The organism is Halorhabdus tiamatea SARL4B, assembly GCF_000470655.1.
Classification (GTDB): Archaea; Halobacteriota; Halobacteria; order Halobacteriales; family Haloarculaceae; genus Halorhabdus; species Halorhabdus tiamatea.
Window position 1 is genome coordinate 564616 of sequence record NC_021921.1, and the last position, 18582, is coordinate 583197.

An 18582-nucleotide genomic window follows, 5' to 3' on the forward strand; every position below is an offset into this window, starting at 1 on the left:
CTCCCCGGAATGGTCGTCAGTGGTACGCTGTCGTCCTGCACCGCGATTACGCCCCGTCGCCCGCCTCGAAGTCCACGCCGAAGGGCGCAAATGACTCGGCGGTGACGGCGAACGCACCGAGTAGCGCCGCGGCATCCGTCAGATCCTCGGTGTCGATCACTTCGACGGGGGTGTGCATGTAACGGTTTGGGAGCCCGAGATTGACCGACGGGATCCCGCCACGCTGGGTGTAGAACGCGTCGGCGTCGGTCCCGGTCTGGATGCCAGTCGCTTCGAGTTGGACGTCGAGACCCTCCTCGTCGGCGACCGAGCGGAGTGACTCGACGAGTCGCGGGTGGTTCACACTGCCGCGCGCGACGACCGGCCCGCCGCCGAGTTCGACGTCGCTGGATCGCTTGCCCGGCACGTCGGGTGTGTCGGTCGCGTGCGTGACGTCGACCGCAACGACGGCGTCGGGATCGAGGTCGAACCCGACCATCTTCGCACCCTGGAGACCGAGTTCTTCCTGGACGGTGCTCACAGCGTAGACCGTCGCCGCCGCGTCGGCCTCGCTGGCTCGACGCAGCGCCTCGGCGGCCGTCCAGATCCCGACGCTGTTGTCCATCCCACGGGCCGACAGGCGCGTCCCCGCGAGCGAGTGCAGCCCCGAGGTGAACGTCACCGAATCGCCGATCTCGACGCGGTCGCGTGCGGCTTCTCCGTCTGAAACACCGATGTCGACGTGCTGTTCGGCGACGTCCGCAACCGCGTCCTCGTCGCGATCACGCAGGTGGATCGCCGTCTGGCCGACGACACCGGAGACGGGGCCGTCGTCGGTGTGAACGGTAACGTGTTGGCCGCGAGTGACCGTCCGATCGGACCCGCCGATACGCGACAGTCGGAGATAGCCGTCCTCGGTAATGTCACGGACCATGAAGCCGATCTCGTCGCCGTGGCCGGCGATCGCGATCTCGCACTCGCCGTCGCCCTCGTGGACCGCGACGGCGTTGCCGTAGTCGTCGGTACGGATCTCGTCGGCGAACTGCGAGACATACTCGATCCAGACCTGCTGGCTCGAGCGTTCGAACCCCGACGGGCTCGCGGTATCGAGCAACGACTCCAGAAAGTCTCGTCGTGTGTCGTCCATGTATCCCCTCGAGTCGGTGTCGCCAAAACCGTCACGTCTGGTCGGCGAGACGCGGGGTCGTGACTGACGGCCTCACCCGCGAGTGCGAAAGAGCAGGCGCGTCCCGGCGTACGCACCCAGGACGATCCCCGCGCTGGCGAGGAGTCCGTGGGCGCTCAACGAGGCGACGCCAGTGTAGAGGTTCGTCACGTTACACCCAGGTGCGAGATTTGCGCCGACACCCATCAGGACGCCGCCGGCGACGGGCGCGACGCCGGCCGAGCGTGTCGGCGGCGTGAGTTCGAAGTCACCACTCACGAGTGCCGCGAGGGCGGCTCCGAGGAGAAAGCCCACGAGCACGCCCATCCCCGGTGAGACGTGCCCGAGAAAGGCAGCTTCGAAACCGGGCACGGCAGCCAGCAGCACAGGACTCGCGGTGCCGACCCCGAAGGCGATCCAGTCCTCCAGCGGGCCGGAGACGGTCCAGACGCCCGAGACGCCGATCCAGAACGTCGCCGTGAGCGCGATTCCGATTCCACAGGTCCGGGGATCCCACGGCCGACGGAGCGCACGGCCGACGTCGATCCCTGATCGGCGAGCGCCGAGGTACTGCCGCGAGCCCTCGAAGAGCCCTCGCAAGCCGACGCGGAGAGATTCCAACAGTCCAGCGATGGGTCCCTCGTCCTCGTCGACCGAGCCGTCGAATTGGCGCTTCGTGGATCCAGCGAGGAACGCATACGCGACTGCGACGACGGCGACGAAGACCACAGCCACGGCAGGGGCGGGGACGGGAAGTGCGAACGCCGTGGTGCCAGTCCCGAGCCACAGCGGCGTGAAGTACAGCTCCCCGAGCCAGGGGTGAGCCAGGCCGGTGAGGAGAACGCCCACGACGACGCCACCCAGGACGAGGCCGTACTGGCCGCTCCCGCTGGCGACCCGCCAGAGCGTGCTTGTCAGGCAGGCTCCCGCCAGAATCATCCCGACGCCGAAGATCGCACCGCCGATCAACCCGTAGAGTCCCCAGGGAGGCAGCCAAAAGCCCGCCTCGCCACCGACGAGGTACGCCCCGCTCCAGGAGAGTGTGGTGAGTAGCGTGGCGAGGACGATGCCGCCGCCGACCCGCGAGGATCGAAACAGGAAGAAGTCCGACAGGGCGCTCGCATAGCAGATCCGCCCCTTCTGGAAGAAGACGCCGAACCCGACGCCGGCCACCACTGCGAGGCCAATCTCACTCATCGGCGAGGCTACAGCCGCCCATCACGTTCTCGGGGACGGCCTCGACGTCGAGTACGCCCTCGCCGTCACACTCGACCGTGTACGTGTCCGGCTTCTCGGGCATCGTCACCGTCCGGGAGGCCGTCTCGCCCGCCGGAACGCGGACCTCGAAGTCGGCGAAGTCCCCTCGCACGACGTGTTCCCGGTCGTCCGCATTTTCGAAGACGAGTGTGGCCTCCTGGCCCGTCGCGGCGTCCAGCGAGTCCGGGGTGAACTCGCCCTCGCGAATCGAGACGGTCGCCAGCCGATCCGCGTCGGTAGTGGTCGCCTCACTCCCGTCGGACGCGCCGAGGCAGCCACCGACTGCCGAACAGAGCCCGATCCCCACAACGCCGAGAAATCGCCGTCGATACAGTGACGCCGGCATAACGGGAGAATATTGCCGTGACTCGACTATAATCGTTACGACGAGCGCGTGAGCCGGGGACGAAGAGACACCAAATACGCGAACGAGCGTCGACGTCCCCGAGGGGAAACCCTATCTTCGGCGGTCGGTTACGGGCGGTATGAACCTCTTCGACGGGGTCCAGGCAATCACGAACGCCTCGGGAACGGGGCCGATCGACTGGGACGCGGCCGCCGAGGCGGCGACCGCCGCGACTGACCCCGGGTCACTCACACTCTCTGCGGAGGAACGCGAGGCCTACGCCGCGGACGTCCGGGCAGCCAGGGAGGCGGTCGGGACGGCCGCGGCGGTCGACGTCGAGCTTCCGGATTCGGTCCGGATCTTCGACCGCCATCACTGGATCGAGGCCAACGTCGGGACGTTCGAGCGCGTGATGGGGCCGGTCGAGACCCGCACGGACACGATTCCGGGGATCGCTCGCACGCTGAACACCGGGACGATGGCCGTGACGCTCGGCTTCCTCGGCCGGAACGTCCTCGGCCAGTACGATCCCGTCTTGCTCGCAGAGGATCCCCACGAGCTGTACTTCGTCCATCCGAACATCGTCGCCGTCGCCGACGAACTCGGCGTCCCCCTGGCGCGGTTCCGGCGCTGGATCGCCTTTCACGAGGTGACCCACGCCGCGGAGTTCGGTGCCGCCCCCTGGTTGCCCGAGTACCTCGAATCGAGGCTGGAGGGGGCCGTCGCCAACCTCGCCGACGGAACACTGGATCAGGAGGCCTTCCGGGACCTCGACGCCGCGATGACCGCAGTCGAGGGGTACGCCGAACTCCTGATGGACGAAGCCTTCGACCGTCCGTACGCGGACCTCCGGGACGCCCTCGATCGCCGACGACAGAATCGCGGCCCGATCGCCGACGCGATCGGTCGGTTGCTCGGCCTGGGACTGAAACGCCGCCAGTACGAGCGTGGAAAGGCCTTCTTCGAGGCCGTCGCCGCTGAGCGGGGGATCGAGGGGGCCGGCGCTGTCTGGGAAGCGCCGACGAACCTCCCCACCGGCGACGAACTCGACACGCCGACGGAGTGGCTCGATCGGGTCGATCCGTAAGGCGATGACCGGCGGGGCGACCACTCAATAGAGGTCCTCGCCGATCCCGCCCGCGCGGTCGCCGCCGACGGCGCGCCAGTCCGGGTCACGGTCGTTCTCGACGACGCCCCCCAGAATGTCCTGCCAGTCTCGAACGCGCATACCGTTCGTTGGATCGGAGTCAGAAGCAACGTGACGATCTGAACCGTCCGAACGCGCTCGTGAACCGCCCGCAACGACACAGGTCGAGAGACGTCGACCTCAAAACGAGATTCCCATCGCGCGAAGTTTCTGTTGGCCGGCGTCGGTCGCCTCCTCGGGCGACCACGGCGGGTCCCAGGTCGGATTGACCTGGACTTTCTCGACACCGTCGACGCCCGCGATGGTGTCGGTGACTTTCTCGAAGATCTGATCGGCGATCGGACACCCCATGCTGGTGAGCGTCATCTCGACTTCGACGTGTCCGTCGTCGATCGAGACGTCATAGACCAACCCCAGGTCGACGACGTTGACCGGGATCTCCGGATCGTAGACGTCGCGCAATGCGTCTCTGACGTCCGCTTCGGTGACCATCTCGAAGACCCTAGGCGACTATCGCCGAAAAATATTGCGACAACGAAACCCGCCAGAAGACGTCGATCTCGCCCGGGGAAATATCGCCTCGAAGATCCGAGACCAGCCACCCAGTGACGCGACAGAGAACAACCGACCCGTCGTCACTGCATCGAGGCGAGCTTGCCGATGTGGACGAGACTCAACAGGTGATCGTCGATGGTGAGGTCGCCGTCGGCGGACCGCTCCTCGAGCCCGAGCAGGTAGTCCTCGAGGTCGTCGCCGACCGCCTCGGTGATCCACTCGACCTCGACGTAGTAGTCGATGGCCTCGTTCGCGCCCCGAAAGCCAGCCTTCTCGAGGAGATACGACAGCCACTCGAAGACGATGAGTTCGCCCGCGTACGTCTCTGGCAGTCCCTCGAGGTACGGTTTCTCGGGGTCGCCACCGGCCATGCTTTCGAGGGGCAACAACTGGCGATACAGCTGTGAACGGTACGCGTCGTCACCGAGGACGTCACCGCTCAGGCCCCCAGCGTCGAAGTCAGGGGCCGACGGCGAGTCCTCGTCGTCCTCGTCACCGACTGGAATCGTGGCTCCGCCGCGTTCACGGGCCATCTTCCGGAGTTCGTCGAGGTCGTAATCCCGGGGGTTGATCGACATAGGTTCTGATACTCCTACGTTCACACTACTCTATGTTAAATCTTGCAGTGCGGTCGGACACACGTCAGACGGCCCGAGCGCCCACAGAACCGACGACAGCACGAGCTGAGAACCAGGCGACAGCGCTGCCGCTGATTTCAGCATTTGATACCCGCGAGCGTATTTTTATTAGCTGTCGAACCCGACCGTATGGCAACTGACGATGAGCAGCGACACAGCGGCCCGGCCGGCCACCCTTTGCGTCACCAACGCGAAAGGCGGGACGGGCAAGACGACGATCGCGATCAACGTCGCCGGGGCACTCAACGAGCGGGGCCAGGACGTCCTGTTCGTGGACATGGATCCCCAGGGCAACGCCACCGAAGGACTCGGACTCCTCGACGCCTACGACGCCGAGCCGCCGACCCTGTTCGACGTCCTGACCGACCGCGACCAGCGGGGCGCGATCGACGACCTGATCGTCTCCCACGAGGAGATGGATATCGTCCCGAGCAGCGTCGACCTCCTGCAGGCCGAACACGAACTCACGATCGCCGACCTCATGGCGTGGGCGAAAACTGATCCCAGCGTCGATATCGATCCGGCAGCACTCTCGTCGCTCGCGATCAACGTCACGCCAGAGACCGTTACCGGCGATCACGCCATGGACTTGCTCGATCGGGCGCTTGCGGAACTCGAGGGTGAGTACGACGTCGTCATCATCGATTCACCACCCTTCTACGGGAAACTGACCGACACAGCGATTTACGCGGCCAGAAGCGTCCTCGTGCCGGCCCTGACCGAGGCGAGTTCCGAGCGAGCCATCGAGTTGCTCGTCGACCAGATCGCCGCACTAGAGTCACAGGTCGACATCGAAGTGGATACGGTCGGCGTCGTCGCCAACCGCGTCGAGCAGACCAACGAGGACGCGGCCATGCTCGAGTGGCTTGGGACGGTCTTCGACGAGTATCCGGTCTGGGAAGTCCGCAAGCGGGTCGCCCTCCAGCGAGCCTTCTCGGCCGGCACATCTATTTTCGCCGCCGAGCAACCAGTAGACATGGAATCGGTCTTTCTCGACATCGCCGAAGAAATCGAAACGCAGTTCGGCGTCCAACACACCGAGGTGACAGCATGAGCGACGACGAGCGAATGGACAGAGCCGAACGCATCAGACAACTCCGCCAGGGTCGTCGTGGCGGAGAGTCCGAGGACGGGCCCGACGACGCGAACCGGTCGTCGTCCACGGAGCAGGCCGACGACGGGACCGCCAAAGCGGTCGACGGCGAACAGCCGGAACCAGACTCGACAACAAACGACGAGGAATCGTCAGCCGACGAAACCGACCCCGAAGCGTCGGCCACTGCGAGCGACGGAACCGACGGCGCGACGCCCAAAGCGTCGACGCCTGAGGACGACGTATCGACGGATACCGGAGACGAGAGCGAGGGAAGCGCCCTGAGCGACGGTGACGATACCGAGACAGCCGAAGGCAGCGACGGCGAACCGCGCGAGGACGACGAGGCACTCTCAGCGGCCCAGGCAGCGGCTCAGGCGGCCGCCGAATTCGAGGGAGAGAACGTCGCCGAGATAGATTCGGGCGAGAACGGCGAAACGGACGCGGAAACAACCGGGGAAACGGCCGCACCAGCGGGCGCGACGATCGCCGGGGCCGAGGTCGAGGAGACGACGGACGAAGAAACCCGCGTCCTGGAATTCCGACTGGGCGAGGAGCGCTACTGTCTCGACATCGAGTACGTGGAGGAGATCGTCCGCGAGGAGACCGTCACGCGTGTTCCAAATACGCCCGAGTACGTCGAGGGAGTCGTCGACCTTCGCGGACAGATCACGACGATCCTCGATCCGAAAATCGCCGCTGACATCGAAGCCGAAAACGGCGACCGGCTCATCGTGGTTTTCGATTCCGAGACGTTCGAGGACTACGGCGAGATCGGGTGGTCCGTCGACGCCGTCGATCAGGTGTCGTTGATCGCCGAGGCCGACGTCAAGGAACCGCCGATGGACGAATCGTACATCAACGGCGTCATCGAACGCGGCGAGGACTTCGTCATCTGGACGACGCCCGATCTGGCGCTTGACGTCACCGAGGAGGAGTAACGTCGACCGCATCGGGCGTGACCGTGTCTCGAACGTGAGCGACAGCGTCTTCGACGGCACCGACACTGGTCAAATAGCCGACTCCGACAGCCGTTTTGGCTGCCATCGCCGCCCCGCCACGCAGGATTTTCGGGCCGACCCGGGCGACGGCGTCGTCGCCGACGCTGACGAGCCAGCCAGTCTCGTCGTGACGGTAGCGGTCGAGTCGCGGTTCGAAGCCGCCGTTTTCCCGACGATGTTCGACCACGCGAGTGACGTTCGTCGCTGTGACACCGGCCTGGCGGATCGCTGCGTGGGCCGTCGGCGGGACTCGCGTGCCGTTTTCGTCGACGATCCGAACAGTGTCACCCAGCGCAAACGCGTTCGCATCCAGTCGAAGCGTCGCCGGCACCGTGGGTCGGTCGCCACCCTGGGCCGCTGGCCCTCGAATCCCACCAGCCCAGACGAGCTGGTCGTAGGGAATTGGTTCGCCGTCTGTCACGGTGACGGTGTCCTGGCTCGCGCCGGTGATCGTCGTCGACGTCCGAACGTCGACGTCGGCTGCCTCGAGCGCGTCGGCGACGGCGTGCTGTAAGCGCTCGTCGTACCCCGGCGGGACGGCGTCGGCCTGTTCGAGAAGCGTCACGTCGACGGACTCACTCGCGTCACGCTCGCGGGCGAGCGCGGCAAGTTCGCCCGCCGTCTGGATGCCAGTGAGTCCAGCGCCACCGACGACGACGCGACCACCGTCTTCCAGCATGTCCTCGAACGCGGCCCGAATCGTCGCGACGTCGGCCGGTCGATGAAGCGGGGTGGCGTGTTCGGCCACACCCTCGAGGTCGTAGAACTCGGGGTCAGCCCCGAGTGTGACGACGCCGATGTCATACGAGAGCGACTCACCGTCGGCGAGCGTGGCGATAGCTCGCTCGTGATCGAGAGTTTCGACGCGGGCCTCCCGAATCGTCGCCCGATCGAGGAGCAATCCGAGCGGCAAGCGGACGTGATCGAGTTCGTCCGGAAAGCGGATCCCCCGGTGGAGGAGGTGCCGGACGACGTGTTCGCCCGACTCGTCGACGACGACCAACTCGACGTCGTCGGGAAGCGATCGTTCGAGCCGTCGGGCGACACCCAGACCGGCGTATCCCGCACCGAAGATGGCAACGCGCATACGATCCGTTAGTGCGCCAACAGCCTAAAGGCACGGACGGGCCGAAAATGGCTAGAACAGGGCTTCGTCGGACTCCAGGACGCGGGCAGGCCCACCGACCTGCCAGGTGAGCGTCTCGATTCCGAGTGCTTCGATCGCCGACTCGACGCGGTCGACGTACTCCGCCGTCGTATTGACGTAGATGCTCGCGCCGGTATCGCCGGAGAAATACACGGGAACGCCATCCGCCCGGAGATCCCGCACGGTCTCGAAGACCTCGAGGCTCTCGGGTTGCCAGTAGACCCACCCGCTGGGCCCGGTCATCGTCGTCGCCGCCAGCGAGAGCGTGTCGTGTTCGGCGATCTCGAACGTCCGCTCGAAGTCGCCGCGGCCGAGCGCGTCGCGCATGTCCGCGAGTTGCTCGTGGACGTGGGCGAGTCGTCCCTCGAACATGTGGCTGTCTTCGGCCTCCGCGTGGGCCGCCTCGGTCTCCTTGTAGGCGGGGATGACCGCGCCGACGATCCGAACGTCGTCCTCGAAGTCGACGTCGAGTCGCCGAGAACGGCAGTCCCGATCGTTGCTGCCCGCCCGCAGATCCGAAAAGCCGCCCGTGACCGCCCGCGCCGCCGAGGTCGAACCACGGCGAGCGATCGTCGATATTTCCGGACGAGAGAGGTCCAACCCGGCAGCCTCGGCCAGTGCCATCGCCAGCGCCGCGAATCCAGACGCCGAGGAGCCAAACCCGACGTTCGTCGGGAAGTTGTTCTCGCTCTCGACTCGGACTCGATCCTCGATCCCGGCCCGCTCGCGGACGTGGTCGACGACGGTCCGGATGCGCTCGGCCCCGCGCCCGTCGACGCGATCGCCGTCGATTTGGTAGACGTCCTCGTCACGGTCGGGTTCGAAGGCGACGGTCGTCGTGGAGTTACTCGGCGCGGTGCAGAGGCTGATCGAGTCGTGATACGGCGTCCGGAGGTCGGGGTCGCGTATCCCGTGGTACTTCACCAGCCCCTGGATCGGGTGGGCCGTCGCTGTCGCTTGCATACCTGGTGGTACAGTGGGTCGCACTTAGATGCCGCGTAATCGGAAACCCCGTCCAGCGCTACGGCTCGATGTATACAGGACCGATCATGTCTCGTTCAATCACCAAGTTCCTGTAATTTCCGCTGGACCTGCGCGTAGACGTTCGGATCGAGGTTCATCCCTGCGTCGACGAGATCGTACAGGATATCGACCGCTTCTGTGGCGGACAGCGCCCCCGATTTCGCACCGTGGAGCAACAACGTTGTCACCCACCAGCACTCGACGCCGTGACTCCTGGCCACCTCGATCAGCGCCATATCGTTCCCAAGAAGGATCGCCTCGTCGTCTGCAGCCATCAGTATCACCGAGGCGTCCGCGACAGCGATCCCTTCGAGCGTCGCCACCTCCTCGGATTGGGGCGGTGTCTCGACGACTTCGACCCCTTTGAGAAAATGCTGAAGCGATGCCGTCCCGGGTTTTCCCTCGACAAGTACCTCGTCTCTCACTGCGTCTGTCGTCCGGACTGTCTCGAAGGTCGTCTCGACGAGGCCGAGTCTCCCAACCCACGAGAGCGGAATCAGAGCGGAAGAATCGACAACGACCATCAGATTCTCCCGAGGTCTCGTTCGAGGTCATCGGTCGAATAGCCCACGTCGATCCCCTCTTCGGCGGCGAGGGTCACCATTTCGACGTACGGGACGTCCGCAATTTCAGCCGCCCGACGGATCGTCAACTCGTGGTTTCGTAGTCCGTCGAGTGCTTTCTCCCGTCGCCACTCGTCGAGTCCGTCCCTGATGAGCCGCCGAAGCACCTCCGATCTGTCGGCGGTCAGTTCCGCCTCAAGTTCTGCGAGCAACTCCTCGTCGTCTTCGGGAATACGCGTCGTGACGGTCTTCATCGTTACAAAAACATACGTTACGATACGATATAATCGTAACGGACATCGGGTAGACGACGGCTCATGTCGAGACGGGAGCCTCCGAGAGTTGGGGGGAGATGTCCGAACAAGAGCCAGACAGTCAGCCAGAGAACAGATGGCGTGCTACACCAGCGCGCCGGCGGCAGCGATCGCTTCCTCGCTCGCGAACCCGAAGGCCGGAAGGAGCAACACCGTCACGACCGCCGCGACGATGATGGCGGTGTACAGCCCGATCGGGTAGGATTCGATCTCGAAGTCCTGGGTCGGCTCCTCGAACCACAGCGCCTTGACGACCCGCGAATAGTAGAACAGGCTCAGGGCACTGGCGATCGCACCGACCGCAGCCAGCCACCACAGGCCCGCGCCGACGGCCGCGCCGAAGAGGACGTACTTCGAGAGGAAGCCCGCCCCGACGGGGAGGCCGGCGAGGCTGAACAGGAAGACGGTCATCGCCACGGCGGCGACCGGCGCTTCCCGTGCCAGCCCGTTGTAGTCCTCGAACGTCCGGCCGACGTCCCAGTACTCCGCGAGGCCGACGAACAGGAACGCGCCGGTGTTCATGAACCCGTAGACCAGCAGGTGGAGCATGCCGGCCCCGAGCACCAGGCTGTCGTCACCGTGACCGGTCAGTGCCGCGAGCGCGATCAGGACGTACCCGGCGTGGCCGATCGACGAATAGGCGAGCATCCGCTTGACATTGTTCTGGGTCGCAGCGGCGAAGTTCCCCAGCACCATCGTGGCGACCGCCAGGATCTGAAAGAGGAGCAGCCAGTCGATGGTGCCGCTGATCAGGTCATGGGGGAACGCCGTCGTGAAGAGCCGGAAGGCGAGCACGAATCCAGCGGCCTTCGACGCCGAGGAGAGGAACGCCGAGATCGGCGTCGGCGCGCCCTCGTAGGCCTCGGGTGCCCAGAAGTGGAAGGGGACGCTCGCGGTCTTGAAGGCGACGCCGCCGGCGACCATCACGACGCCGACGCCCAGAATGCCGGCCGGGGCATCGGACACCGCCGCGGCGACCTCGGTGAACGCGAGGTGGCCCGTCGCGACGTAGACCAGGCTGATCCCGTAGACGAAGATCGCCGAGGACAGCGCACCGACGAGGAAGTACTTCAGCCCGCCCTCGACGCTGCCCTTGTTGTCCTTCAGCGAGGCCACCAGCGCGTAGGAGGGGAGACTCGCCAGCTCCAGCGCGAGCAGTGCCGTCGCGAAGCTGTTGACCGCGCCCAAAAGCGTCATCCCAGTCGCTGCGAGAAAGACCAGCGAGAAGTACTCCGCCCGGTAGGGCACGTCGGTGAAGTAGTCGTAACTCCCGAGGACGACCAGTGCGAGGACGCTGGCGACGATCGTCCCGAAGACGAGCGTCATCCCGTCGACGAGCAACTGGTCGCCGAACAGTTCGATCGCGGCTGGCTGACCAGTCCCGGCCGCCAGATACCAGACGTTGAACGCCAGCGCGGCGAGCGCGCCGGCCAGTCCAACGCCGGTGAGGAGACCGGTGTTCGTCGTGTCGGGTTCCGGTTCGATGCTGTCGATAATGAACAGGACCAGCGCTGTCAGCCCGAGCACCAGCGCGGGTGCGAGCGCGGCCCACTGTGGAAGTTCTATGGCTGCCATCAGACACCACCTCCGAGTTCGACGATGGGCGCAACCGCGTCCTGGATCATCCCGTAGAACAGGTCAGGGTGGATCCCGAGGACGATCACCGCGGCAAGCAAGACGAGCAACGGCGCGACGTCCTGGACCGGCGCGCGGGAGAGTTCGTAGTCGGTCGCGAGGTCGAACGGCCCGAACAGCGTGCGCTGCATCGCCCACAGCAGGTAGCCGGCGACGATCACGATCCCGAACATGGCAAGCGCGGTAAACACCGGCGCGCCCGGGAGTACGCTCGATGGGAACGCGCCGATGAAGATCAGCGCCTCCCCGATGAACCCGCTCATCAGCGGCAGGCCCATGTAGCCGAAGGCCGCGGCGACGAAGATTCCCGAAGTCACCGGCAGTCGATCCGCCAGGCCGGACATGTCGCCGACCATCCGGGTGTGCGTCTGGTTGTAGACCACGCCGACGACCATGAACATCAGCCCCGAGATGAACCCGTGGCTGATCATCTGGAAGGTCGCCCCGCCCACGCCGTGGACGGTGTAGGCGATCAACCCGAGCAGGACGTACCCCATCGACGAGATGGAGGAGTACGCGACGATCCGCTTTAAGTCCCGCTGGGCGAGCGCGAGCATCGCGCCGTAGATGACGCTCACCACGGCGAAGATCCCGATGATCGTCGCGTTGGCCGCCGCGACATCGGGTAACATTGTGAAGTTGAACCGCAGCAGGGCGTAGGTCCCCATCTTCAGGAGCACGCCCGCGAGCAGCACCGACACCGGCGTTGGCGCTTCGACGTGGGCGTCCGGCAGCCAGGTGTGTACCGGGACGATCGGAACCTTGACCGCGAACCCGGCGAACATCGCGAGGAAGGCCGTCGTCTTGAGCGCCTCCGGCCCCAGGCCGGCGAGTCCGTCCAGGGCACCCGGCTCCTGGAGCGCCTGGGCAACCGCCGGCAGGTCGAGGCTGGCGACACTGTCGCCCAGCCCGAACACCAGCGCGATGAAGCCGATGAACATCACCAGGCTCGCGACGTTGGTGTAGACGAAGAACTTGATCGCGGCGTACTTCCGGCGCGGGCCACCCCAGATCCCGATCAGGAAGTACATCGGGACCAGGACGACTTCCCAGAAGACGAACCACAGGAAGAAATCGAGCGCCGCGAAGACGCCCAGCAGTCCCGCCTCAAGCAGCAGGACCAGCGCGTAGAACTGCGACTCGCGCTCGTCGATCGGCGTCCAGGCCGAGACGATCGCAGCCGTCGTGAGAATCGTCGTCAGCACGAGCAGCGGCAGACTCACGCCGTCGAGGCCGACGTGCCACTGGAGGGCGTAGGGCCCCAGATCGAACCAGGCGAGCTGAGTCTCGAAGGCGGGATTGTTCCCGAGCAGGGCGTTGCTCGCGCCGTCGAAGGCTGACCACAGGTAGAGGCTCCCGCCGAGCGGCACGAGGCTGAGGACGGCGGCGAGTTTGCCGGCGTAGCGATTCGGTGCCAGCGCGACGACGCCGGCACCGACCAGCACGCTCACGAGGAGGGCTTCGAGTAGCATTAGAGCCACCCCCCGAGCAGTGCGAAGACGACTAGCAGTGCAACGAGACCAAGCGTGACCAGCGTCGCGTAGTTGGTCACGACGCCGGACTGGATCCGGCGGACGCGCTCGCTGCCGAACAGGCTCACGCTACTGGTTGCGTTGACGATGCCGTCGACGACGCTCTGATCGAATGTGTCGGCCGCGCGGGCGATCGGTACCGTCACGCCCCGGGCCAGCCAGACCTGGTACTCGTCCTGGTAGTAGTTGTTCATGAGCAGCGTCTTGAGACCGCCGAGCCGGTCGGTGTGTTCCTCGGGATCGGCCACGGCGTAGAGTCGATAGGCGATCCCGGCACCCAGCAGGGCGAGGCCGAGCGAGACGGCCGCGCCGGCGAGGACGGTCCCGGTCTCACCCAGCGGGTTCTCGGCCGTGTAGTGAGCGTAGTCGTGGAGCAGCGTCTCGTAGTGTTCGACCGAGAGTAACTCCGTAGCGCCCCCGAGCCAGTCGTGGAGGAAGGTCAGGTGAACGCCAGTGACCTTCTCGACCGGCGCGAGATTGATCACACCGCCGACGGCCGCGAGGATTCCGAGGACGGCCAGCGGCAGTTTGACGTTCCACCGGACGCTGTGGGGATCCTCGGCCTGTTCAGTCCGGGCGTCGCCGTGGAAGGTCAACAGGACCATCCGGAAGGTGTAGAAGCCGGTGAACGCGACGGCGAGTAGCCCCATCGCGTAGCCAGCGAGCAGGAGCGGCGAACCGCCCAGCCCGTGGATCAGCGTCTCGTAGAGCACCTCGTCCTTCGACCAGAAGCCGGCGAAGGGGAAGATGCCCGCCAGCGCGAGCGACCCCGAGAGGAACGCGTAGTAAGTCACGGGCATCTTCTCCTTCAGGCCGCCCATGTCCCACATGTTCTCGTTGTGGTGCATCGCGATGATGACTGAACCGGCACCGAGGAACAGCAGCGCCTTGAAGATCGCGTGGGTGGTGAGGTGGAAGACCGCAGCGACGTACCCGCCGCCACCCAGCGCGAGCATCATGTACCCGTACTGGGAGATCGTCGAATAGGCGAGCACCTGCTTGAGTTCCTGTTTGACCAGCGCCATCGAGGCCGCAAAGAGGGCGGTGAAGCCACCGACGAGGGCGATTACGCCCAGCGCGGTCGGACTCAGCAGGTAGAAGCCGTACATCCGCGCGACGAGGTAGACACCGGCGGCTACCATCGTCGCCGCGTGGATGAGCGCCGAAACGGGGGTCGGACCCTCCATCGCGTCGGGGAGCCACGTGTGTAAGGGGAACTGGGCGGACTTGCCGATCACGCCGCCCAGCACCAGCAGGCCGGCGAGCGTGATCGCCGTCTCCGCGCCCAGGCCGTAGAACGTCTGGCCGGACTCGATGGCCTGGCGGGCCAGTTCCGGGAAGCCCTCCTCGCCGACGAACAGCCCGGTGCCGAACATCGAGAGGACCGCCACGGTCCCGACGAGGAAGAAGTAGTCCCCGAAACGGGTCACGAGGAAGGCCTTCTTCGCCGCGCTGGCCGGGCCCGGCTCACGGAACCAGAAGCCGATCAGCAGGTACGAACACAGCCCGACGAGTTCGAAGAACATGAACGCCATCAGGAGGTTGTCCGCGAAGACAAAGGCGAGCATGCTGAAGGCGAACAGCGAGAGTTCGGCGTAGTACCGCCGGAGGCCGCCCTCGCCCTCGTCGTTCATATACCCGAGCGAGAAGACGAACACCAGCAGGGCGATCAGCGAAACGAGCGTGAGCATCAGCGCCGAGAGCGGATCGATCAGAATGCCGAAGTGGAGACTGATCGCCCCATCGCCAGTGAGGAAGGTATAGAGTTCCGCGTGATAGGGGTCGCCGTTGGCCACGGCCACCAGCGAGAGGGCCGAGAGGACGAGCGAGCCAGCCAGCGCGGCGATGCCGGCCAGCGCGCCGCGTTTCGGCAGGTAGTTGCCGCCAAGCAACACGAGAACGAAGGCGGCCAGCGGGAGCAGTGCGATCGCCGGAGCGAAGTCGAGTATTCCTGTCATGTTACCACCGCATCGTCGTCGGGACGGTCACGTCGATCTCACCGAAGTTGCGATACAGGACGAGGATGATACCGATGCCGACCGCGACCTCGGCGGCAGCCAGCGCCATCACGAACAGTGCGAACACCTGTCCCGTCAGGTTGCCGTAGTGCAGCGAGAACGCGACGAAGTTGACGTTCGCTGCGTTGAGCATCAACTCGACAGACATGAGGAAGAGCAGGGCGTTCCGGCGCGTCAACACGCCGAAGACGCCGATGGCGAAAATCGCCGCCGACAGCAGGAGATACGGGAAGACACCGACCATCACTCAGCACCTCCGTCGTTCGTCGAGAGCACAGACCCGTCTTCGTCACGGGCAAGCAAGATTGCCCCGTCCAGTGCCGCATCGAGGACGACGGCGATCAGGACGAACGACACCAGAAAGCCCTCGGTGACGAGTCCGGACTGGCCGGCCATGTCGAACAGCGCGTAACCGATCCCGTCCATGACGCTGAGGCCCGACTCGAAGCCGGTCGGTTCGGGAAAGTCGGCAGTGACAAACACCGCGGCGAGGACACCAAACAGCGCGATCGCAGCTACGCCGTGGCTCGCCCGCAGGTCCGTCGCGAGACGTGGTCGGCTCACTGTGTCACCCCGCCAGAGCCCGGATCACTTCGACGCGTCAACATGACGGCGAAGCTAATCAGGATGAGGACGCCGCCGACGTACACCAGAATTTGCATTGCGGCGACGAACGGTGCCTGGACCATGACGTAGTGGACGGCGACGCTGAGCAAGGCCACGCCGAGCAACAGCGCCGCGTGCCAGACGTCACGTACCACCACGACGCCCAGGCTGGCACCGACTGTCGTCAGTGCGAACAGCCCAAAAGCGATCAGTTCGAGTACTCCCATGCTACTACCCCAATGCGCCCGCACGCCCTTTGAAGATTACCTTATCGTTCAAAGATTCCGGCAATTCCAACCGGTATCGCCACCACTGGTCCGTCGCCCGCCGGAAATCAGGCGGTGTAGACTGGACAACGTTTCGACACGACTGTCTATTTTGCGGAAAACCTCAGGACACAGGGGCGTCTCTCCGAGAGCGATTACTATACCGGAGCGAACTTCAAAACAAGCATCGACGGTAGGCCATGGAGATCACCGTGTTCGTCCTCCTCGCCCTGGCGTTGCTGGTCGGCGGCGTCCTCGGGAGTTTCGTGCCGATGGTCCCCGCGGGCCTGCTCTCGATCGGCGGGATCGTGGTCTACTGGTGGAGTACGGGCTACGCCACGCCCGGACCGATCGTCCTCGCTGGGTTCCTCACCGTCGGGGTACTCGTGGTCGCCGTCGACTACCTGGCGGGCGCGATCGCCGCGAAAGCCGGTGGTGCCTCGACGCTCAGTAGCGTCGCCGGCGCGCTCGTCGGGTTCGCGCTCTTCTTTGTGCTCGGCCCGGTCGGCATCCTCCTCGGCATCACGGCCACCGTCTTCGCCCTCGAACTCTACCGGGGGCGAGCGCGGGACGAGAGTCTCAAGGCCGCCGGCTACGCCCTGGTCGGCACGCTCGGCTCGAGCGTGATGCAGTTCGTTCTGACGCTGTCGATGCTGGTGGCGTTTCTCGTCGTTCTCGTCGTCTGAGGGCGCGGGAAGACACGCACATGGGGCGCAACATGTATGGCGAGAGAGCCTGTAACATCGCGTATGGCAACTGACGAGGCTCCCATGGAAACGACGGTCAGCGACCGGGGGATGGTCACGATCCCCGCGGAGCTTCGCCGGCGCCTCGACATCGAACCGGGCGACAAACTCCGGTGGGAGACCGACGAAGAGGGAACGCTTTCGGTCGAAGTCCTAAAACAGCGCTACGGCGCTTTCGACGATTTCGAGCCGATACCAATGGGTGGAGGCGGGTCCGAATCGCACGACATTGCCGGTCACGAAGACGATCCCGCACTGTCGGAGACGAGCTGATGGCAGTCGCAGTTGTCGATACGGGTGTTCTCGTCGGGATGGCAGACGCTGACGACGAACACCACGACGTTGCCATGGAGATCGTTCGTGACATGGATCATGGCGACCTCCCAACCGGCCGGGTGACAAACTACGTTGCGCTTGAAACACAGAACTGGATACAGTCCCGGAAACGTCATGAAAAGGCCGTGGAGACGTACAGACGTTTGAATCAGTCAGCTGGATTCGAGGTGCTCCACGCTGCACAAAAGGACTTTACCAACGCTATCAAGCTGTTCGAAACTCACACAGGACTGTCGTTCGGTGATGCGACGATTGCCGCGTACATGCACCGAGCGGGGATCGAATACCTGTACTCGTTCGACGACGATTTCGACGCTATCGAGCACATCACGCGGCTGGAAACAGCGGACGACCCGTTCGAGTGATCGCCCACCACCTTTTTCCCGCTCGGGTTCGCACAGAGCGCGAACCTCTCGCGGCAAAAACGTGGGCGAAAAATCGGGACCTCGCTTCGCTCGGTCCCGCGAAACGCGGCCTTCGACCGCGTATGCTTCTACTGATAATCGACTTCGCCTTCGCCTTCCCCGACCCAACTCCCCCGATCGGGTTCCCGCGACTCCAGTGGGTCGACGATCCTCCACCTTTTTACTGCGGCGGGTCGCTCGCTCCGCTCGCGACCCCTCCTCGAAAAAGCTGGACCAAAAACACCGGGACCTCGCTTCGCTCGGTCCCGCGAAACGCGGCCTCCGGCCGCGTACGTTTCTCTACTGGTAGTCGACTTCGCCTTCGCCTTCGCCGACCCAACTGCCACGGTCCGGCTCCCGGGACTCCAGCGGGTCGATATCCTTGTACCATGGGACGTTCTTGAGTTCCTCCTTGTTGTAGGCGAGGTCGTCTTTCGTATCGCCGACGAACTCGAAGTTCTGGGTCAGCACGATGGCATCGGTCGGACAGACCTCCTCACAGAGCCGACAGTAGATACACTGGCCGACGTGGAGGTTGTACTGTTCGCCGTTGCGCTGGTCGTCCTGAACGATCTGGATGGTGTCGTTCGGACAGACGTTCTCACACTGTCGACACCAGATGCAGCGCTCCTGGCTGTACTTGTGGACGCCCCGGAACCGCGGGCTGACCTCGGGTGCGGTCTCGGGGTACTCGACGGTGAACGTCTTGCCGTCGAGGGCGTGTTTCATCGTCGTTGCCATACCTTTGAGGATGCCGATCATGTGGAGTCACCTCTGAGTTGTGGGTCGGGAATCGGACGCGCGCCGGCCA

At 65.0% G+C, this 18582-nt stretch carries 22 protein-coding genes; 6 read left to right on the top strand and 16 right to left on the bottom strand.

Annotated features, from left to right (window positions below):
- Positions 1-46: 46 nt before the first annotated feature.
- The 3 genes from HTIA_RS02925 to HTIA_RS02935 form a co-directional block, all read right to left on the bottom strand.
- Positions 47-1126, bottom strand: a complete 1080-nt coding sequence (locus HTIA_RS02925) for a M20/M25/M40 family metallo-hydrolase (RefSeq protein ID WP_008527966.1) — start codon at positions 1124-1126, stop codon at positions 47-49.
- Positions 1127-1198: 72 nt separating this feature from the next.
- Positions 1199-2341 (bottom strand): YeeE/YedE thiosulfate transporter family protein, encoded by a 1143-nt coding sequence (locus HTIA_RS02930; RefSeq protein ID WP_008527965.1) that lies wholly within the window; start codon positions 2339-2341, stop codon positions 1199-1201.
- Positions 2334-2747, bottom strand: a complete 414-nt coding sequence (locus HTIA_RS02935) for a cupredoxin domain-containing protein (protein WP_008527963.1) — start codon at positions 2745-2747, stop codon at positions 2334-2336. Before HTIA_RS02935 ends, HTIA_RS02930 begins: the two co-directional genes overlap by 8 nt.
- A gap of 139 nt (positions 2748-2886) precedes the next feature.
- Between HTIA_RS02935 and HTIA_RS02940 the strand changes: the two genes are divergently transcribed.
- Complete coding sequence (locus HTIA_RS02940) at positions 2887-3834, top strand: zinc-dependent metalloprotease (RefSeq protein WP_008527960.1); 948 nt, start codon at positions 2887-2889, stop codon at positions 3832-3834.
- A gap of 240 nt (positions 3835-4074) precedes the next feature.
- Here the strand turns inward: HTIA_RS02940 and HTIA_RS02945 are convergent, their stop codons facing one another.
- A complete protein-coding gene (locus HTIA_RS02945; RefSeq protein ID WP_008527958.1) occupies positions 4075-4386 on the bottom strand; it encodes a metal-sulfur cluster assembly factor in 312 nt (103 codons plus the stop codon).
- A 143-nt stretch (positions 4387-4529) separates the two neighbouring features.
- Entirely contained in the window at positions 4530-5027 is a 498-nt protein-coding gene (locus HTIA_RS02950; RefSeq protein WP_008527956.1) for a FlaD/FlaE family flagellar protein, read from the bottom strand.
- A gap of 202 nt (positions 5028-5229) precedes the next feature.
- On the opposite strand from HTIA_RS02950, the gene HTIA_RS02955 reads away from it, so the two are divergent.
- The gene (locus HTIA_RS02955; protein WP_008527955.1) at positions 5230-6141 is read left to right on the top strand and encodes a ParA family protein; all 912 of its coding nucleotides are present in this window, start codon (positions 5230-5232) and stop codon (positions 6139-6141) included.
- Positions 6138-7121 carry a chemotaxis protein CheW gene (locus HTIA_RS02960; RefSeq protein ID WP_008527953.1) on the top strand — a complete coding sequence of 328 codons (984 nt, stop codon included), beginning with the start codon at positions 6138-6140 and terminating at the stop codon, positions 7119-7121. Before HTIA_RS02955 ends, HTIA_RS02960 begins: the two co-directional genes overlap by 4 nt.
- On the opposite strand, the gene HTIA_RS02965 is transcribed toward HTIA_RS02960, so the two are convergent.
- From HTIA_RS02965 to HTIA_RS03010, 10 genes are all read right to left on the bottom strand, one after another.
- Positions 7105-8268 carry an NAD(P)/FAD-dependent oxidoreductase gene (locus HTIA_RS02965; protein WP_008527952.1) on the bottom strand — a complete coding sequence of 388 codons (1164 nt, stop codon included), beginning with the start codon at positions 8266-8268 and terminating at the stop codon, positions 7105-7107. The genes HTIA_RS02960 and HTIA_RS02965 overlap by 17 nt on opposite strands.
- Positions 8269-8319: 51 nt before the next feature.
- Entirely contained in the window at positions 8320-9291 is a 972-nt protein-coding gene (gene mvaD / locus HTIA_RS02970) for a phosphomevalonate decarboxylase MvaD (protein WP_008527951.1), read from the bottom strand.
- Between the two features lie 95 nt (positions 9292-9386).
- The gene (locus HTIA_RS02975; RefSeq protein WP_008527950.1) at positions 9387-9875 is read right to left on the bottom strand and encodes a hypothetical protein; all 489 of its coding nucleotides are present in this window, start codon (positions 9873-9875) and stop codon (positions 9387-9389) included.
- Complete coding sequence (locus HTIA_RS02980; protein ID WP_008527949.1) at positions 9875-10168, bottom strand: UPF0175 family protein; 294 nt, start codon at positions 10166-10168, stop codon at positions 9875-9877. The genes HTIA_RS02975 and HTIA_RS02980 overlap by 1 nt, the downstream gene beginning before the upstream one ends.
- A 144-nt stretch (positions 10169-10312) precedes the next feature.
- Positions 10313-11803 (bottom strand): NADH-quinone oxidoreductase subunit N, encoded by a 1491-nt coding sequence (locus HTIA_RS02985; protein ID WP_008527948.1) that lies wholly within the window; start codon positions 11801-11803, stop codon positions 10313-10315.
- Positions 11803-13335 (bottom strand): complex I subunit 4 family protein, encoded by a 1533-nt coding sequence (locus HTIA_RS02990; protein ID WP_008527947.1) that lies wholly within the window; start codon positions 13333-13335, stop codon positions 11803-11805. Before HTIA_RS02990 ends, HTIA_RS02985 begins: the two co-directional genes overlap by 1 nt.
- Entirely contained in the window at positions 13335-15353 is a 2019-nt protein-coding gene (gene nuoL / locus HTIA_RS02995; RefSeq protein ID WP_008527945.1) for an NADH-quinone oxidoreductase subunit L, read from the bottom strand. Before nuoL ends, HTIA_RS02990 begins: the two co-directional genes overlap by 1 nt.
- Position 15354: 1 nt before the next feature.
- Entirely contained in the window at positions 15355-15657 is a 303-nt protein-coding gene (gene nuoK / locus HTIA_RS03000; RefSeq protein ID WP_008527942.1) for an NADH-quinone oxidoreductase subunit NuoK, read from the bottom strand.
- Positions 15657-15977, bottom strand: a complete 321-nt coding sequence (locus HTIA_RS03005; protein ID WP_008527940.1) for a hypothetical protein — start codon at positions 15975-15977, stop codon at positions 15657-15659. Before HTIA_RS03005 ends, nuoK begins: the two co-directional genes overlap by 1 nt.
- Positions 15974-16246 carry an NADH-quinone oxidoreductase subunit J gene (locus HTIA_RS03010; RefSeq protein ID WP_008527938.1) on the bottom strand — a complete coding sequence of 91 codons (273 nt, stop codon included), beginning with the start codon at positions 16244-16246 and terminating at the stop codon, positions 15974-15976. The genes HTIA_RS03005 and HTIA_RS03010 overlap by 4 nt, the downstream gene beginning before the upstream one ends.
- A gap of 239 nt (positions 16247-16485) precedes the next feature.
- Between HTIA_RS03010 and HTIA_RS03015 the strand changes: the two genes are divergently transcribed.
- The 3 genes from HTIA_RS03015 to HTIA_RS03025 all read left to right on the top strand — a co-directional run bounded on the left by HTIA_RS03015 (position 16486) and on the right by HTIA_RS03025 (position 17732).
- A complete protein-coding gene (locus HTIA_RS03015; protein ID WP_008527937.1) occupies positions 16486-16971 on the top strand; it encodes a DUF456 domain-containing protein in 486 nt (161 codons plus the stop codon).
- Positions 16972-17034: 63 nt separating this feature from the next.
- On the top strand, positions 17035-17304 hold the full coding sequence (locus HTIA_RS03020) for an AbrB/MazE/SpoVT family DNA-binding domain-containing protein (protein WP_021029382.1): 270 nt from the start codon (positions 17035-17037) through the stop codon (positions 17302-17304).
- Complete coding sequence (locus tag HTIA_RS03025; RefSeq protein ID WP_008527935.1) at positions 17304-17732, top strand: type II toxin-antitoxin system VapC family toxin; 429 nt, start codon at positions 17304-17306, stop codon at positions 17730-17732. Before HTIA_RS03020 ends, HTIA_RS03025 begins: the two co-directional genes overlap by 1 nt.
- Before the next feature lie 339 nt (positions 17733-18071).
- On the opposite strand, the gene HTIA_RS03030 is transcribed toward HTIA_RS03025, so the two are convergent.
- Complete coding sequence (locus HTIA_RS03030) at positions 18072-18533, bottom strand: NuoI/complex I 23 kDa subunit family protein (RefSeq protein ID WP_008527934.1); 462 nt, start codon at positions 18531-18533, stop codon at positions 18072-18074.
- Between the last annotated feature and the right edge of the window lie 49 nt (positions 18534-18582).

Coding starts and splice junctions, on each gene's coding strand:
- HTIA_RS02975 (WP_008527950.1), bottom strand. CDS start 9,875: ATGGTCGTTGTCGATTCTTCCGCTCTGATTCCGCTCTCGTGGGTTGGG.
- HTIA_RS02960 (WP_008527953.1), top strand. CDS start 6,138: ATGAGCGACGACGAGCGAATGGACAGAGCCGAACGCATCAGACAACTC.
- HTIA_RS03025 (WP_008527935.1), top strand. CDS start 17,304: ATGGCAGTCGCAGTTGTCGATACGGGTGTTCTCGTCGGGATGGCAGAC.
- HTIA_RS02930 (WP_008527965.1), bottom strand. CDS start 2,341: ATGAGTGAGATTGGCCTCGCAGTGGTGGCCGGCGTCGGGTTCGGCGTC.
- HTIA_RS02980 (WP_008527949.1), bottom strand. CDS start 10,168: ATGAAGACCGTCACGACGCGTATTCCCGAAGACGACGAGGAGTTGCTC.
- HTIA_RS03030 (WP_008527934.1), bottom strand. CDS start 18,533: ATGATCGGCATCCTCAAAGGTATGGCAACGACGATGAAACACGCCCTC.
- HTIA_RS03020 (WP_021029382.1), top strand. CDS start 17,035: ATGGCAACTGACGAGGCTCCCATGGAAACGACGGTCAGCGACCGGGGG.
- mvaD (WP_008527951.1), bottom strand. CDS start 9,291: ATGCAAGCGACAGCGACGGCCCACCCGATCCAGGGGCTGGTGAAGTAC.
- HTIA_RS03015 (WP_008527937.1), top strand. CDS start 16,486: ATGGAGATCACCGTGTTCGTCCTCCTCGCCCTGGCGTTGCTGGTCGGC.
- HTIA_RS02955 (WP_008527955.1), top strand. CDS start 5,230: ATGAGCAGCGACACAGCGGCCCGGCCGGCCACCCTTTGCGTCACCAAC.
- HTIA_RS02940 (WP_008527960.1), top strand. CDS start 2,887: ATGAACCTCTTCGACGGGGTCCAGGCAATCACGAACGCCTCGGGAACG.
- HTIA_RS02985 (WP_008527948.1), bottom strand. CDS start 11,803: ATGGCAGCCATAGAACTTCCACAGTGGGCCGCGCTCGCACCCGCGCTG.
- HTIA_RS02935 (WP_008527963.1), bottom strand. CDS start 2,747: ATGCCGGCGTCACTGTATCGACGGCGATTTCTCGGCGTTGTGGGGATC.
- HTIA_RS02925 (WP_008527966.1), bottom strand. CDS start 1,126: ATGGACGACACACGACGAGACTTTCTGGAGTCGTTGCTCGATACCGCG.
- HTIA_RS03010 (WP_008527938.1), bottom strand. CDS start 16,246: ATGGGAGTACTCGAACTGATCGCTTTTGGGCTGTTCGCACTGACGACA.
- HTIA_RS02965 (WP_008527952.1), bottom strand. CDS start 8,268: ATGCGCGTTGCCATCTTCGGTGCGGGATACGCCGGTCTGGGTGTCGCC.
- HTIA_RS02950 (WP_008527956.1), bottom strand. CDS start 5,027: ATGTCGATCAACCCCCGGGATTACGACCTCGACGAACTCCGGAAGATG.
- nuoK (WP_008527942.1), bottom strand. CDS start 15,657: ATGGTCGGTGTCTTCCCGTATCTCCTGCTGTCGGCGGCGATTTTCGCC.
- HTIA_RS02990 (WP_008527947.1), bottom strand. CDS start 13,335: ATGCTACTCGAAGCCCTCCTCGTGAGCGTGCTGGTCGGTGCCGGCGTC.
- nuoL (WP_008527945.1), bottom strand. CDS start 15,353: ATGACAGGAATACTCGACTTCGCTCCGGCGATCGCACTGCTCCCGCTG.
- HTIA_RS02945 (WP_008527958.1), bottom strand. CDS start 4,386: ATGGTCACCGAAGCGGACGTCAGAGACGCATTGCGCGACGTCTACGAT.